The sequence below is a fragment of the Terasakiella sp. 4MB5A genome, from assembly GCF_050058155.1.
GTDB lineage: Bacteria > Pseudomonadota > Alphaproteobacteria > Rhodospirillales > Terasakiellaceae > Terasakiella > Terasakiella halodenitrificans.
The window spans coordinates 1,541,624-1,556,352 of the sequence record NZ_CP188815.1 but is presented as its reverse complement, the minus strand read 5'-3'; the positions used below and the strand labels follow the sequence as shown (position 1 = coordinate 1,556,352).

Here is a 14,729-nt window from a genome sequence, read left to right as displayed (position 1 = left end):
CTTAACCAAAATCCAGCGTTTTTGCCATCAGAACCGCCTGTGTCCGGCTATGCACACCCAATTTACGTAAAATGGCCGATATATGCGCCTTGACGGTAGACTCTTTTATATCCAGTTCATAAGCGATAATTTTATTAGGCTTACCCAACGTCAGCAGTTCCAACACGCCCACCTCGGCCGGCGTCAGCAAAGCGGCACGTTCGCGCAATCCGTCATCGACACGGCGTTTTTCTTCAATGGCTTCTGCCAGTTCCGGTGGCACAAACGTTTTCCCAAGCAAAACCGCATGGACTGCATCACCGATACGTTCCTTGCTGGATGATTTCGGGATAAACCCCAACGCCCCGCACGTCAACGCGCGCTGGATAACATCCGGGCTTTCTTCCGCCGAGACAATAACCACAGGCAAAACGGGGGCTGCGTTTCGTATCCCCAAAAGACCGGAAAAGCCTTCGGCACCCGGCATATTTAAATCCAGTAAAACAATATCCAGATCATCATTTTCGATGGCCTGTTCCCGTGCCTCTTCCAAGGTGGAAACTTCAATAATCGTTGCATCAGGCCAACGTTCATCAACAACTTGTTTGATGGCATCTCGAAATAACGGATGGTCATCAGCGATTAAAAATGTGTACATCGTCCCAGAGAACCTCAGTTAAAGGTAGTATTTTATTTTATGTCTTTCCGGTGATTATATACCAGAAGGGATGAAGCCCAAAGACTTCATCCCTTCTCCAAAGGTCGTAGATGTAATTTCGCCCGTTTGCAACCGGGACTACATAACCAGTTTAAAGACCCAAACACTGCCCCCTTGGTTCAGGTTTTTAATCCGTTTGGCCACGTCACCGCCCCACAAAGGAACCGCACCGCCCCAACCGGATACGACCGCGACATACTGTTCACCATCCTGTTCCCATGTAATGGGGGAACCGACAATCCCGGAACCGGTATTGAATTTCCAGACCTCTTCGCCGTTATTGGCGTTAAAGGCTTTCAGATAACCTTCCGGTGTGCCTGTAAAGACAAGTTCCGGCGTTGTCATCACCCCGCCCCATAACGGCGCGTTATTCTTATATTCCCATTTGATCTTGCCTGTGCGCGGATCAATCGCTTTCAATGAACCGATGTAATCTTCAAACAAAGGTTTGATCGTAAAACCAGCCCCCAGATAGGCAGCCCCTTTTTTGTAGGTAATTGGCTCGTTCCAAATATCCATGCCCCATTCATTTGACGGCACATAGAATGTTTCTGTCACCGGGCTGTAAGCCATCGGCATCCAGTTTTTACCACCCAAGAAAGAAGGGATAGAGAAAATGGCCTTGCCTTTTTTACCGCCTTCGGCATCCATCGGGTTGCCCGGACGACCTGTTTCGCTATACATCGGGCGGCCTGTTTTAAGATCAATGCCCTTTGCCCAAGTGATATCCTTCACAAACGGTGTGGCATTTTGCAGTTTCCCGTTGGTGCGGTCCAGAACATAGAAAAATCCGTTACGGTCTGCTGTTGCCGCCAGTTTTTTACCATCAAGATTATAAGAAACCACTTCGTTCACACCGTCAAAATCCCAACCATCGTGCGGCGTGGTCTGATAGTGCCAATTGATTTCACCCGTATCAATATCGATGGCCAGACGGGATGCGGTATAAAGGTTATCACCGGGACGCAAGTGAGAATTCCACGGTGCCGGGTTCCCTGTTCCGAAAAACAGTTGGCGTGTTTCCGGGTCATAGGTACCACCCAGCCAAGTCGCACCACCGCCATACTTCCACATATCCCCCGGCCAACTTGCATTTTTCACACCGGTCATGGTGCTTTCTTTACCCTTTAGGGTGCCCATGTGACCTTCGATCGTCGGACGGGACCAAACAAGTTCACCGGTTTTTGCATCACGGGCTTCAACCTTGCCAACAATGCCAAACTCACCGCCAGAAACCCCGGTTACGACTTTACCTTCAACAATCAACGGTGTCGCCGTCAGGGAATAACCAGCCTTGTAATCACCAACTTTCTTTTTCCATTTCACCTTGCCGGTTTTGGCATCTAACGCAACGATTTTAGCATCCAGCGTCCCAAAATAGACCATGTCTTCATAAAGGGCCGCCCCACGGTTAATCACATCGCAACACGGCATAATCCCATCGGGAAGACGCGCATCATATTGCCATAATTCTTCACCCGTTTTCACATCAATGGCAAACAGACGAGAATAAGACCCGGTCACATACATCACCCCATCCGCAACCAGTGGCTGGGCCTCTTGACCGCGTTGTTTTTCCCCCCCGAAAGAAAAGGTCCATGCCGGAACCAGTTTTTTCACAGTTTTCAGATTGATTTTATTCAAAGGGCTGAAGCGTTGGGCCTGCAAGCCCATACCGTCTGTTACGACTTGGGAGGTATTCTTGTCATCATTGAGAATATCCTCATTTGTGACCTTTGCCAGTGCAGCGTTGGGACCAAGTGCCCCCAGTGCCAGCCAACCTAAGGCGGCTGTCGTGAATAGTGCCCGTTTCATATATATGTCTCCCTTTCAAGGAAAGTGAAAGCCTCAAAAAAATAATGTTCAGTCGACATGTTTTGCACATGCTTCAAAGACTGCTTTCACTATGAGGGGACGGGTTGTTATGCAATATTGGCAAAAAGTCGAACAAAGCCCATTTACAGCGGTTTTAAAGCACTTTCGGCCTTCAACTTTAGTCGTAAAGGCGTAGTAAAGTCTCTTCGACAACGCTTGGCCACAGGTAAGCAACGGAACGCACAAACTCCGCACGCGCCACAGACAAAGATTGAAAACGTTGCGGGATATCCAGACGCATAACCTCGGTCATTTCAAGGCCATTTTCTGCCGCCTGATACAATGTCTTTTGCAACCAGCCCAGATAATCCAGCGTCTGCTTAAATGAACGCCCGTCACGTTCCACCGGCCCATGACCGGGTACAACAACATTATAAGAATGTTTTTCCAGCTGTTCCAAAGCACGCATCCATTGTGCAATATCGGCATGGGGTGTTGTCGGTGTGCGATTATGAAACGCCAAATCCCCGGTAAACAGCACACCGCTTTTCTGGTCAAAAATTGCTAAATCGCCTTTTGTATGCCCTTGAAGCGGCATGAACTGTATTGTGCGCCCTGACAGGTCCATATGGGATTGGTTGATGGAATGACCGGGTTTGACAAGCGTTGTGTCAATCATCCAGTCCCCGACCATGCGATACATGTTTTCCAGCAGGCCTTCACCTTCACGGTTTATGGCCTGAATGGTTTCATCCATCGCCCATATTTGGGCATCATCAAACGCCAGGTTCCCTAAAAAATGATCGGGGTGATGATGGGTAATAATCACATGGCGAACGGGTTTTGGCGTTATTGCGCCAATCGCCGCACGCATTTCATTACCGTATTTTAAAGAGGGGCCAGTGTCGATAACCACCACGCCCGTTTCACCAATTAAGAAACCGGTATTAACGATATTACCACCGTTTTCGCGATTGAAATGATCCGTGCTGCCGATAAAAACATAGACCCCGTCCCCAACTTTTTGCGCCTTCAAATCATAAGATAAATCCTCAGCCATGCTGTTGTGAGCAAAAGACATCAATACGCCCCATACCAAGCACCATATTCCCCATCTCATCATCTTATCCCCACTTTAACATCAAATTCGTTGGCATTGTTGTCTCGCCCTGAAATACGCAACGGCGCTGTCCCCTTGGGAAAATCAAGTGTCAGAACCGGGTTTTCACTGATGGGTTCTTTCAGTTCAAAACGGCTTAGCAATAATCCGTTGGCGTCTTTAAAATTAATCTCCTCGATGATAAAAACCGGAACATCCCCGGACAGGCCCGTATCCATCGGATGACGCAGGCTAAAGCGTATACGTTCGCTATCGCCGCGCTGCCACATACGACCTTTTGCCTCTAATAAATGATCAGCCCAGTCGGCCTGTGCCGTTTGTTGCGGTCCTGTCGTACATCCACCACCTTGTGCACTGACAAACGTACCATTCATACGCCAGATACCATCCGGTGTTTTGGCGATTGCGTGAATGACGCTGCCTTCGTTCAATTTCACCCGTGTTGCAAAGTAAGGCTTGGCCTGCATAGGGAAAAAACGCACTGCAATTGGAAAGGGGTTAAGATCCGTCATCAAAACGATCTCTTCCACCTTTCCCAATGCGGACGCATCCACAGAAACAGGAACCTGAAAATTGCTTTCCGCATTGGTCGGGGCAAAAACCTTGAGGTTTTCATCCACAATAATCGTTGCATTTTCCCCAAACGTTTCTTCTGCCAGATATTCCCACATTGGCGAATTTAACGGATCTTTGGCGATATTGCCCGCTTGCGCAGAAAAGGAAAGTACCGTTAACAAGAACGGAAGAACCAATAAATAAGGCATAGCTGCCTCCTAATTATAAAAACTTGAAGGCGGTGGGGTATAGGTCAGCCCATATTTTTCAAATAACGCCTTCATCCGTCCGTCCATGACCATCGCAGCAATGATATCCCCGACCGCATATCCCAACTGGCGGTAATCGTTTTTCACCGCCAAACCCAATAGCCAGCTTTCCCGCGACAGGCCCGGTGTCGGTATTTTACCGATATCATATTGGGCTATATGCGCACCCAAGGCAGCTTCCACCACGCTACGCGGTCCCATCAATCCAAACGCTTTTTGCGCAATTGCCTGATCGGCCGCTTCTTGAATGGTTGGGAAATGCAGAACGTTATTTCGAACACTACCGCCAAATGCCGCACTTAAATAAATATCGGCTAGACTGTCTAATTCGACGGCTATTTTTTCATAACGAAAATGTCCCAAGGTCGCATCCTTGCCTAATTTTTTAATATCGCGGGCAACGACCATGTCTTCGCGGTAGTAAGGCGCAAACAGGACAACCAAATCGTTGCGCCGGGCCAGTTCATTATCATAGGGGACATGCAACATGATATCGGCCTTCTTGCGATCCAGATAATGACCTTTCCAGATGGCGTTGCGTAAATCATCGTCAACGTTCTCATCTGCGCTCAACTCAAATAAATCCAAACGCACACCTAACGTCTCTGCAATAGTCTGCGCAACCTCGACATCCACCCCTTTTGCCTGCCCGTTTTCACGGTAAGAAAACGGCGCAAAATCACGATAGACCGCTACGGAAATCACACCACGATCTTGAATGTCATCAAAAGAAAGCGCAAACCCGGGAATTGGGTTTGCGCATACAAGTAATGTTAGGGAAGCTAAAAGCCCCTTCAACAGGTTCGCACTGCCAGAGGCTTTATGCGTCTGAGGTTGAGGCTTAAGCAACTTCAGATACAAGGACCTTAACAAATTGCCGCCATGCCCGATATTCGACTTTAGGCGAGAAGGAATCATTTTCTGGATAAACATTTTATTTCCTTACGACCTGTCACAATGATTGTCCGTTCCCACGGGGTAACGATCTGACACAGCTGTCGGGCATTGTTCATCCACCAGATATTGATGGTCGCGACCCTTTCTTCATTGGCAAAGGCAATTGATTTTGTTTGCCCACCTTCAATGCGCCCTGCACCGCCAACAGAAGACACTTTCACTTGCCGGTCCGTTTTATTATGGATGGTCAGATTGCCCGCCTTGGCCTGCCCCATCATCACAACAAGGATCAAAAGCGAGAGATATATCCGTTTCATGGGCCACTACTTCACATGAATTGAGGTAAATGTGCCCTTTTCTTCCAACCCTGCCGCGTACAGTTTGTAAATACCCGGTTTGATCGGAACAAAGAAAATCTCAGCTTCGCTTTCTTCTTCAAATTCAAGTTCATACAGATGGGATGCCTTGATTTCCATTTCGCCGGCCTCAACTTTGCGCAACCAGATAAAATCAAAGAAATTTGCGCTGCGTAATGCATAAGGTTTGCGCCCGGTACTGACAATTTTCAACCGATAAGCCGTTCCTGTTTTAAGATCATATTGCTTCTGGCTCACCTGATAACCGGCTTCGTCCGTTCCCAACACAAGATCCGGTAGCTTCACAGCCTTTCGTGCCAAATACCCTTCCGCAAAAGCAGATGTACTGAGAACAACAAGGCAAAATGCTAAAACACTGAAACGTTTCATCTAACTCATCCCTGTTGAAATTTATTTCGTTTGGATAACGCTAACAATCCGTCCTTGCCTCCGCCATTCGACAAAGGTCGAATTTTCAAGCTTCCGTCACGTTGCTCTAATAGCAAGCATACCGGACTGTCGGTTCGTTCACGCAATAATGGGAGCCAGGTTTCATGCGTTTTTTGCTCTGCCTTATCGCAGTATTAGGCCTGACGTTTCCAACCTCAGCCAAACAGGTAGAAACAATTTCCATCGCCTTTGTGTCGCAAAAAGTGGAACGCCCGCCCGTTTTGTCCAATTTGATTGAACCACCTGATGATCTGGGGGTACAGGGAGCTTTGCTCGCCCTGCAAGACAACAATACGACCGGACGTTTCCTAAAACAGAAATTTACGTTGGAAACAATCACTTTAGCAAAGGACGCAAACCTACAACAAGCCATCGATCGTCTCATCGCCAAAGGTCATAACCTGTTTGTGCTTGATCTTTCAGGCAATCACCTTCAAGCCGTTTTAAAGCAGACTGAACATCAGGATTTACTCTTTTTCAACAGCCGTGCCCCTGACAATGCCTTGCGCCAACAGGCGTGCGATATCCGGTTACTCCACACCATACCCAGTCGAGCCATGTTAACAGATGCCTTGGCACAATATTTGGTCAAAAAACGCTGGAAAGATTGGTTTTTGATCCAAGGTCCACACGATGATGATCAAAAATTTGCCACATCTCTTAAAGCATCCGCGCGCAAGTACGGTGCAAAAATCGTTACAGAAAAAATCTGGAACGGTGGACGTGACGCCTATCGTAGCGCACAGGCGGAAATTCCCTTGCTCACCCAAGGCAAAGATTACGACATCCTGATGGTGGCCGATGAACTGGGTGATTTTGGGGAATATATGATTTACCGAACTTTTGATCCCCGCCCTGTTGCCGGGACGCAAGGCTTATTCCCTACCGCATGGTATTGGACACAGGAACAATGGGGGGCCTTACAACTGCAAAACCGTTTTAAAAAACAGGCCAAACGCCCCATGACCGCACGTGATTATGCCGCTTGGGCCGCGGTACGTACAATCGGGGAAGCCGCAACCCGGACAAATTCAAAAGACTTCGCCACCTTAAACCACTTTATTCGCAGCCAACAGTTTGAACTGGCGGGATTTAAAGGACGCAAACTGTCTTATCGTCCTTGGAACGGTCAATTGCGTCAACCCATTGCATTAACAGCAGCGCATTCCCTCGTCACACAAGCCCCGATTGAAGGGTTTTTGCACCGCTATAGCGAACTTGACACCCTTGGCTTTGATCAGCCTGAAAGTAAATGTAAGGAATTTATCAAATGAAACGCCTGATCCTTGCGGCCCTTCTCGGTTCAACTATCATTGCCAGTGACTTATGGGCTTCTACAGCTTTCATCAGCAATGAAAAAGACAACACTGTTTCCGTTCTCGATCTGGATCAAATGAAAGTCACCCGGACCTTTAAAGTCGGCAAACGCCCCCGCGGTATTATTTTAAGCAAAGACAACAAGCGCCTTTATATTTGCACCTCCAACGACGATACGGTGGAAATTTACGACAGTGTGAATGAAACCAAAATCGGGGAACTGCCATCCGGGGCCGACCCGGAACAATTTGCACTGCACCCTGATGACCGCAAACTTTACATTGCCAACGAAGACGATGCGCTGACAACGGTTGTCGATGTCAAAACCTCGCAAGTTCTAGCCCAAATTGATGTTGGCGTGGAACCCGAAGGTATGGCTGTCAGCCACAACGGTAAAATCGCCATTACGACATCTGAAACGACCAATATGGTGCATTGGATCGACACCCAAAGCCATGAACTGTTTGACAATACACTAGTTGATCAACGTCCCCGCTACGCTGTTTTTGAACAGGACGACAGTTTGTTATGGGTTTCTTCTGAAATCGGCGGCACCGTATCCGTCATTGATGTAAAAGACCGACAGATTATAAAAAAAATAACCTTTGCCATTAAAGGCATTCATAAAGACCGGGTTCAACCCGTCGGCATGCGTTTAAGCCATGATGGCAAATATGCTTATATTGCCCTTGGTCCGGCAAACCATGTCGCGGTTGTTAATCGAAAAACCTACGAGGTGGAAAAATATATTCTGGTGGGACGACGCGTCTGGCATCTGGAATTCAGCCCGGATGAGAAATTATTGCTCACCACCAATGGGGTCAGTGGCGATGTCACCCTTATTGACACCCAAAACCTGAAAGCGGTGAAATCTATTAAAGTCGGACGCTACCCTTGGGGCATTGCGGTAAAACCATGACCGCATTGTTATCTGCACAAAACCTGTCTTTCACTTATGCGAATGCCAAGCAAGCCTTGAAAGATATTTCTTTTAACATCGAACCGGGATGTTTTTGTGCGCTTTTAGGGCCAAATGGCGCCGGTAAAAGCACATTTTTAGCCATAGCCAGTGCCTTAAACCGCCCGACACATGGAAATTTATTCATTCATGGATATGATATCGCACAAACACCGCGCGCCGCCTTGGCTTTGATGGGGTTTGTTTTTCAACAGACAACCTTGGATCTGGACCTGAGTATTCTTCAGAACTTACGATATTTTGCCAGCCTACACGGGATCGGAAACAAACTGGGCGAACAACGCATTCAAGAAGAATTGGAACGTTTAGACCTGTACGACAGGCGCCATGAAAAGGTTCGTCAGTTAAACGGTGGGCATCGCAGACGGGCCGAAATTGCCCGTGCGTTGCTTCATCACCCCGCCCTCTTGTTATTGGACGAAGCCAGTGTCGGGCTGGATATCGCAACCCGACGCACCCTTGTCGATCATGTCCATCAATTGTGTCAGGAACGCGGTACCAGCGTCCTTTGGGCAACACATTTAATTGATGAGGTTCGCGAAAATGACCAAACCATCATTTTACACAACGGGCAAATCGTCGGACAGGGAACCGCACACGAACTCGCCGCCCCCACATTGGAACAGACCTTCAATGATTTGACCCAAAGGGGACAAACATGTCTTACCTGATTTGTCTAAAAGGCGTGATTGTCCGCGAACTTCTGCGTTTCTTACAACAACGCGAACGTTTCTTTTCCGCACTGGTGCGCCCCTTGATGTGGTTGTTCGTCTTTGCTGCGGGTTTTCGCGCAGCCTTGGGGGTGTCAATCATTGCGCCATATGAAACCTATATCACGTATGAGGTCTATATCTTGCCCGGCTTGGTCGGTATGATCCAGTTGTTCAACGGCATGCAAAGCTCCCTGTCTATGGTCTATGACCGCGAAATGGGCAGCATGCATGTCCTGTTAACCAGCCCAATGCCGCGTTGGTTTCTCCTGTTCGGCAAGCTCTTAGCTGGGGCCTTTGTTTCCATTGTTCAGGTGTACGTTTTTTTGATGATTGCGTTTGGGTTCGGCATTGAATTGCCACCGTCCGGTTATTTGTTGGTTCTGCCTGTTTTGATTGTCAGCAGCCTTATGCTGGGTGCCTTGGGGATGGTCCTGTCTTCCCGAATTAAGCAATTGGAAAATTTTGCGGGCATTATGAATTTTGTCATTTTCCCGATGTTTTTCCTATCTTCCGCCTTGTACCCCATTTGGAAAATTTCGGAATCAAGCCCATTTCTCGCACAGCTTTGTCGTTTCAATCCCTTTACCTATGCGGTGGAACTCATCCGTTTTTCTTTTTATGCCCAACTCAATGCGCAGGCCTTATGGATCTGTCTGCTCTCTTGTCTTGCTTTTCTCGGTATTGCCTTGTGGGGGTACGACCCGACACACATTCATAAACGAGGTCCGAAATGAAAATCCCAGCCCTACTGTTTTTAATGATATTGGCGGCCTGTAATACTGTACCCCTCCCCGATGGATATCGTATGAACCGTTACAAGGCCCCTGTTCCCGACCAAGTTCCCGGCGCACAAACCGTCAGCATCGAACAAGCGGCGCATCTAAAAGACAAAGGCGCTGTTTTCATTGACGTGATCGGATCTGGAAAATTCCTGACAAAATCCCGAAACGGTGGGTGGATTAGTGTTAAACCTCACACCTCTATTCCCGGCAGTTATTGGCTTCCCGATGTGGGGCGCGGTGCTTTAACGCCCGGTCAAAATACCTATTTTCAAAAGGCGCTGGCGCAACTCAGTTCACAGAACACACAGACAAAACTTATTTTCTTTTGCCTAAAATCCTGTTGGATGTCATGGAACGGGGCAAAACGAGCAACTCGCTTGGGCTATAAATCCGTCTATTGGCTGGCCGATGGCAAAGACGGCTGGCAAGAGGCAGGCTATCCGTTGGTCGAAATCATTCCTTTTTCCATCAAAAAATAAACTCAATAAAACCAATAAATTAAACCTAAACCATCTAAAGATACGACTTAAGTCGAGTTTCCCCAAAGCCCCAAATCAGGCATTACAGAATTGTTGTGTCTGCAAAAGTCACGGCGTTTCCAGTTAACAGGTACAGGCGCCCGTATCAGGCGTTTGCTTCAAACAGTCTAGGAAGATAAAATGCTATTAAAAGATTTAAAAGAATTGGCTGGTGATGTTGCCATTCGCACCAAATACGACAACTTCATCGGCGGCGAGTGGGTTGCACCGGCTGACGGCGCATACTTTGATAACATTTCCCCGGTTACAGGGGGCGTCATCTGTGAAGTTGCACGGTCCAAAGCGGCTGATGTGGAACGCGCACTGGACGCAGCGCATGCCGCCAAAGATGGTTGGGCAAAAACATCCCCGGCAGAACGCGCACAGGTTTTAAATAAAATCGCGGATCGCATGGAAGAACGCCTATCCTTGCTCGCGATGGCTGAAACAATTGACAACGGAAAGCCGATCCGTGAAACCACCGCCGCCGACCTGCCACTGGCAGTTGATCACTTCCGCTATTTCGCAGGCTGCATCCGCGCACAAGAAGGTTCAATTGCAGAAATTGACGCAGACACCTATGCCTACCATTTCCATGAGCCGTTGGGTGTTGTCGGTCAAATCATTCCGTGGAACTTCCCGCTGCTGATGGCTGCGTGGAAAGTTGCACCGGCTTTGGCTGCTGGTAACTGCGTCGTCTTGAAACCGGCGGAACAAACACCAATGGCGATCATGGTTTTGATGGATCTGATCAAAGATATCCTACCCAAGGGCGTGCTCAACGTCGTCAACGGTTTTGGTGTGGAAGCCGGAAAACCGCTGGCAACCAGCAAACGCATTGCCAAAGTTGCCTTTACCGGTGAAACAGGTACAGGCCGCCTGATCATGCAATATGCGTCTGAAAACATCATTCCGGTTACCTTGGAATTGGGTGGTAAATCGCCAAACATTTTCTTTGAAGATGTTATGTCCGCAGATGATGCCTTTTTCGACAAAGCCTTGGAAGGTTTCGCCATGTTCGCCCTCAACCAAGGCGAAGTTTGCACATGCCCCAGCCGCGTTCTCATTCAGGAAAGCATCTACGAAAAATTCATCGAACGGGCGATCGAACGTGTCAAAAGCATCAAGCAGGGCAATCCGTTGGACAGCTCCACTATGATTGGTGCGCAAGCATCTAAGGAACAGCTTGATAAGATTCTGTCCTATATTGAAATCGGTAAAAACGAAGGGGCCGAAGTCCTGTGCGGTGGTAACCAAGCCCAATTGGGCGGCGAATACGCTGACGGTTTCTATGTAGAGCCGACCATCCTGAAAGGACACAATAAAATGCGTATCTTCCAGGAAGAAATCTTTGGCCCGGTCGTCAGTGTCACCACATTTAAAGACGAAGCCGAAGCCCTGGAAATCGCCAATGACACAGCTTTCGGTCTGGGTGCTGGCGTTTGGTCACGCGATGGAAACCGTGCCTTCCGCATGGGACGCGGCATCAAAGCCGGTCGTGTCTGGACCAATTGTTATCACCTCTATCCGGCACATGCTGCCTTTGGCGGTTACAAACAGTCTGGTATCGGTCGTGAAACTCATAAAATGATGCTTAATCACTATCAGCAAACCAAAAACTTGTTGGTTAGCTATAGCGATAACGCCTTGGGTTTCTTCTAAGCCAAGCATTGCTAAAAAGGCCGCGAAGAGGACTTCCCCCCACCCTCTTTGCGGCCCTTTTTATTTGATGAATAAGGATATTGTCATGACCCAATTAAATATTACACCACAAGCGCGCGATATTTTACAGAAGCTCAAGGCAGAGCATGGCAAATTGATTTTTCTGATTTCCGGTGGTTGTTGTGATGGCAGTGCACCGTTATGTTTTATCGCCAGTGAATTTACTCTCGGTGAAAGCGATATACAAATCGGCCTCGTGGATGATACCGCTGTTTATGTCGCCAACACGCTCAGTGATCATATAAAAGGCGATGATCAGTTTTGCTTGGATGTCGCCCCAGGACGTGGCGGCGGCTTTTCTCTTGAAGCCCCATACGGGGTACGTTTTATTAATCGCGAACAAACAGACTGCCCGATCTAACATAGTTGGGCAAACAGCAAAACGACCTTTAAGGTCCTTAAATTGGCAGATGAAAATTCTGCCTTTTTCTTTTTGTTTTTCCTGTATCGCATTCTTTTAGATGCGGACAAAACAAACATTCAAATCCCCAATTGACCAACATCAATTGACATTAATAATGATTCGCATTATCAATACCCCTGCACGAACAATCGTGAATATCGAATTTTTATCAACACCCATAAGGGCTTATTGGGTGAACGGTTGAACTTTGCCTAATGTGAGGATTCAAAATGTCAGTTAAGATTAATCTGAAGATGCACCGTAGTGTTTGGGCGATGGCAACCTGTGCCATTGCCTTGGGATCGGCGCAAGGGTATGCGCAGTCCCCTTACGTGGACACAACAAAAATGAAGTCTCATGTCCATATGGGGCCGCCGCCTATTATTACGGCACCAGATCACATTATGGGTCGGGCAGAACATCAGTTCAAACAGGGAACGGTTGAAAACACACCCGGCGCAGCTGATAAGGTAGCGACGGCGAAAAAAACGGCCAAAATATCCTTGGGATATGACGGCCGCATAAAAACAGGGGCTGCCCAAGCTGCACAACGCGGCGGGTCCGGTTTTGTTATGGGCAGTTTGCGCCGTGATGATGCGGGCAATTATGAAGACCGTAAGGGAACTGACCTGCATTTTGGGTACGAACGCACACTGGGCCAGGTCGTTCTGGGCTTAACGCCGAACGCAACTACAGAACTTAAATTTATCGGCGTCATGGATCACATTGATGATGACAAGCAACCCCACCATGCAATGGATCCCCACAAAACTGAACGTCATATTGGCAAAGCATTTTTAACGTTTAAAGACGTGGGTGGCTTTGAGGAAGTACAGACTTATTTTTCCGCAATTGATGTCATGCGACGCGCAGATAACTACACGGTACGTAATGCCTCAGGTGCCCGTTTACGGGTGGAAACGGACCGACGCATGTACGAAGGTGGTGCATCCGGGCGGTTTGAAACAAACGGTTTTATCAACGCTGTTGGTATCTCTTTTAAAAAAGATGATCACGAGGCAACCCGCTACAATGTGACGCTTGGCGATGTCATCAACTCCTATCGTTTTCCCGGTGTGGAACAAACGGTTGCAAGTTTGTGGGGCGATAGCGAAACGAATTTAGGTGAAACAACACGGGCCAAATTCGGCCTGCGATATGATTATCGTAATGCCGAAGCCACCAAGGCTGATATCACACCGACAGGTAACCCCGCGCCTTTTAATATCAGTGCCATGAGCCTTTATCGCATGTATTACGGGGCAACCGATGCCAAGGTTACAGACCATAACATCAGTGGAAAAATGAAGCTGGAACAGGATATTAATCTGTCCAATGGTATGTTATTTGGTGAAGTGGGCCGTATGGTCCGATCCCCCGATAACAAGGAACGCTGGCATGCCCTGTCCGGCCCTTCCGCCAACCGCTGGATCGGGAACCCTGATCTGGACCCAGAAAAACACCATAAGGCCGAGATCGGTATTGAATTCAAAGGAAACGGATATAAGGATTATCAGCGTTCCAGCGGCCAAGGCAGCGCGTGGAAAACTAGCTTCAGCACCTATTATGACAAAGTCAGCGATTTCATCACATACGACAAGGCCCGGGGGCAATCCGGTGTGTTGCTGGCTGACAATGCGACCATTTCACGCAACGTGGATGCCACCCTGATCGGGGCAAAGGCCGAAGTACAATGGAATGTGAATACCAATCTGGCTACACGATTGGTAGCGACCTATACTTATGGCGATAATGACAGTGATAATCGTCCCCTTTATCAGGTTCGCCCGTTTGAAACCTATTGGCTGGTTGATTACACCGATGATCTGGATGTCATCGGCACATGGAATATCGGATCAAAATTACGTTTTTCCGGTCGCCAATCCCGATTGGATGATAATGCGACAACCGGATTGGGCATGGATACGGATGGGACATCCGGTGCCTTTACCACACTTGATCTTTATGGCGGTGTGCAGCTGTACAATCAGGTGGGGCTAAGCCTAGGCGTCGATAACGTATTTGACAAAGAATATAACGAACATATCACCGGTGAACATATTGCAAATACGGCCCGCGCGGCTGTGGATGCACCCGGGCGGACATTCTACGTGCGCGCTGTTGCAAACTTCTAAA

Annotated in this window: 15 protein-coding genes; 8 read left to right on the top strand and 7 right to left on the bottom strand. The window is 48.1% G+C overall.

Annotated features, from left to right (window positions below; all coding sequences use genetic code 11):
- Position 1: 1 nt before the first annotated feature.
- The 7 genes from ACI0FF_RS07210 to ACI0FF_RS07180 all read right to left on the bottom strand — a co-directional run bounded on the left by ACI0FF_RS07210 (position 2) and on the right by ACI0FF_RS07180 (position 6,099).
- Positions 2-637 (bottom strand): response regulator, encoded by a 636-nt coding sequence (locus ACI0FF_RS07210; protein WP_188665421.1) that lies wholly within the window; start codon positions 635-637, stop codon positions 2-4.
- A gap of 138 nt (positions 638-775) precedes the next feature.
- Positions 776-2,512 carry a PQQ-dependent methanol/ethanol family dehydrogenase gene (locus tag ACI0FF_RS07205; RefSeq protein WP_419799434.1) on the bottom strand — a complete coding sequence of 579 codons (1,737 nt, stop codon included), beginning with the start codon at positions 2,510-2,512 and terminating at the stop codon, positions 776-778.
- 178 nt (positions 2,513-2,690) lie between these two features.
- Positions 2,691-3,593: a quinoprotein relay system zinc metallohydrolase 1 gene (locus tag ACI0FF_RS07200; protein ID WP_419799433.1), complete on the bottom strand. Its 903-nt coding sequence runs from the start codon at positions 3,591-3,593 to the stop codon at positions 2,691-2,693.
- Between the two features lie 38 nt (positions 3,594-3,631).
- A complete protein-coding gene (locus ACI0FF_RS07195; protein WP_419799432.1) occupies positions 3,632-4,396 on the bottom strand; it encodes a quinoprotein dehydrogenase-associated SoxYZ-like carrier in 765 nt (254 codons plus the stop codon).
- 9 nt (positions 4,397-4,405) lie between these two features.
- On the bottom strand, positions 4,406-5,389 hold the full coding sequence (locus tag ACI0FF_RS07190) for a substrate-binding periplasmic protein (protein WP_419799431.1): 984 nt from the start codon (positions 5,387-5,389) through the stop codon (positions 4,406-4,408).
- Complete coding sequence (locus tag ACI0FF_RS07185) at positions 5,371-5,670, bottom strand: hypothetical protein (protein ID WP_419799430.1); 300 nt, start codon at positions 5,668-5,670, stop codon at positions 5,371-5,373. The genes ACI0FF_RS07190 and ACI0FF_RS07185 overlap by 19 nt, the downstream gene beginning before the upstream one ends.
- A gap of 6 nt (positions 5,671-5,676) precedes the next feature.
- A complete protein-coding gene (locus tag ACI0FF_RS07180) occupies positions 5,677-6,099 on the bottom strand; it encodes a hypothetical protein (RefSeq protein WP_419799429.1) in 423 nt (140 codons plus the stop codon).
- 164 nt (positions 6,100-6,263) lie between these two features.
- Between ACI0FF_RS07180 and ACI0FF_RS07175 the strand changes: the two genes are divergently transcribed.
- The 8 genes from ACI0FF_RS07175 to ACI0FF_RS07140 all read left to right on the top strand — a co-directional run bounded on the left by ACI0FF_RS07175 (position 6,264) and on the right by ACI0FF_RS07140 (position 14,728).
- Positions 6,264-7,433 (top strand): ABC transporter substrate-binding protein, encoded by a 1,170-nt coding sequence (locus ACI0FF_RS07175; RefSeq protein ID WP_419799428.1) that lies wholly within the window; start codon positions 6,264-6,266, stop codon positions 7,431-7,433.
- On the top strand, positions 7,430-8,395 hold the full coding sequence (locus ACI0FF_RS07170; protein ID WP_419799427.1) for a YVTN family beta-propeller repeat protein: 966 nt from the start codon (positions 7,430-7,432) through the stop codon (positions 8,393-8,395). The genes ACI0FF_RS07175 and ACI0FF_RS07170 overlap by 4 nt, the downstream gene beginning before the upstream one ends.
- Positions 8,392-9,126: an ATP-binding cassette domain-containing protein gene (locus tag ACI0FF_RS07165; protein ID WP_419799426.1), complete on the top strand. Its 735-nt coding sequence runs from the start codon at positions 8,392-8,394 to the stop codon at positions 9,124-9,126. Before ACI0FF_RS07170 ends, ACI0FF_RS07165 begins: the two co-directional genes overlap by 4 nt.
- Complete coding sequence (locus ACI0FF_RS07160) at positions 9,114-9,902, top strand: ABC transporter permease (RefSeq protein ID WP_419799425.1); 789 nt, start codon at positions 9,114-9,116, stop codon at positions 9,900-9,902. The genes ACI0FF_RS07165 and ACI0FF_RS07160 overlap by 13 nt, the downstream gene beginning before the upstream one ends.
- Positions 9,899-10,429, top strand: a complete 531-nt coding sequence (locus ACI0FF_RS07155) for a rhodanese-like domain-containing protein (protein WP_419799424.1) — start codon at positions 9,899-9,901, stop codon at positions 10,427-10,429. Before ACI0FF_RS07160 ends, ACI0FF_RS07155 begins: the two co-directional genes overlap by 4 nt.
- Before the next feature lie 180 nt (positions 10,430-10,609).
- Complete coding sequence (gene adh, locus ACI0FF_RS07150) at positions 10,610-12,130, top strand: aldehyde dehydrogenase (RefSeq protein WP_417821631.1); 1,521 nt, start codon at positions 10,610-10,612, stop codon at positions 12,128-12,130.
- 85 nt (positions 12,131-12,215) lie between these two features.
- Positions 12,216-12,551 carry a DUF779 domain-containing protein gene (locus tag ACI0FF_RS07145; protein WP_419799423.1) on the top strand — a complete coding sequence of 112 codons (336 nt, stop codon included), beginning with the start codon at positions 12,216-12,218 and terminating at the stop codon, positions 12,549-12,551.
- A gap of 272 nt (positions 12,552-12,823) precedes the next feature.
- Positions 12,824-14,728, top strand: a complete 1,905-nt coding sequence (locus ACI0FF_RS07140) for a TonB-dependent receptor (protein WP_419799422.1) — start codon at positions 12,824-12,826, stop codon at positions 14,726-14,728.
- Position 14,729: the final 1 nt, after the last annotated feature.

Bases quoted from the DNA above. Each gene is read 5' to 3' on its own strand.
- ACI0FF_RS07175 (WP_419799428.1), top strand. From the start codon at position 6,264: ATGCGTTTTTTGCTCTGCCTTATCGCAGTATTAGGCCTGACGTTTCCA.
- ACI0FF_RS07145 (WP_419799423.1), top strand. From the start codon at position 12,216: ATGACCCAATTAAATATTACACCACAAGCGCGCGATATTTTACAGAAG.
- ACI0FF_RS07155 (WP_419799424.1), top strand. From the start codon at position 9,899: ATGAAAATCCCAGCCCTACTGTTTTTAATGATATTGGCGGCCTGTAAT.
- ACI0FF_RS07160 (WP_419799425.1), top strand. From the start codon at position 9,114: ATGTCTTACCTGATTTGTCTAAAAGGCGTGATTGTCCGCGAACTTCTG.
- ACI0FF_RS07190 (WP_419799431.1), bottom strand. From the start codon at position 5,389: ATGTTTATCCAGAAAATGATTCCTTCTCGCCTAAAGTCGAATATCGGG.
- ACI0FF_RS07195 (WP_419799432.1), bottom strand. From the start codon at position 4,396: ATGCCTTATTTATTGGTTCTTCCGTTCTTGTTAACGGTACTTTCCTTT.
- ACI0FF_RS07185 (WP_419799430.1), bottom strand. From the start codon at position 5,670: ATGAAACGGATATATCTCTCGCTTTTGATCCTTGTTGTGATGATGGGG.
- ACI0FF_RS07200 (WP_419799433.1), bottom strand. From the start codon at position 3,593: ATGTCTTTTGCTCACAACAGCATGGCTGAGGATTTATCTTATGATTTG.
- ACI0FF_RS07170 (WP_419799427.1), top strand. From the start codon at position 7,430: ATGAAACGCCTGATCCTTGCGGCCCTTCTCGGTTCAACTATCATTGCC.
- adh (WP_417821631.1), top strand. From the start codon at position 10,610: ATGCTATTAAAAGATTTAAAAGAATTGGCTGGTGATGTTGCCATTCGC.
- ACI0FF_RS07140 (WP_419799422.1), top strand. From the start codon at position 12,824: ATGTCAGTTAAGATTAATCTGAAGATGCACCGTAGTGTTTGGGCGATG.
- ACI0FF_RS07180 (WP_419799429.1), bottom strand. From the start codon at position 6,099: ATGAAACGTTTCAGTGTTTTAGCATTTTGCCTTGTTGTTCTCAGTACA.
- ACI0FF_RS07165 (WP_419799426.1), top strand. From the start codon at position 8,392: ATGACCGCATTGTTATCTGCACAAAACCTGTCTTTCACTTATGCGAAT.
- ACI0FF_RS07210 (WP_188665421.1), bottom strand. From the start codon at position 637: ATGTACACATTTTTAATCGCTGATGACCATCCGTTATTTCGAGATGCC.
- ACI0FF_RS07205 (WP_419799434.1), bottom strand. From the start codon at position 2,512: ATGAAACGGGCACTATTCACGACAGCCGCCTTAGGTTGGCTGGCACTG.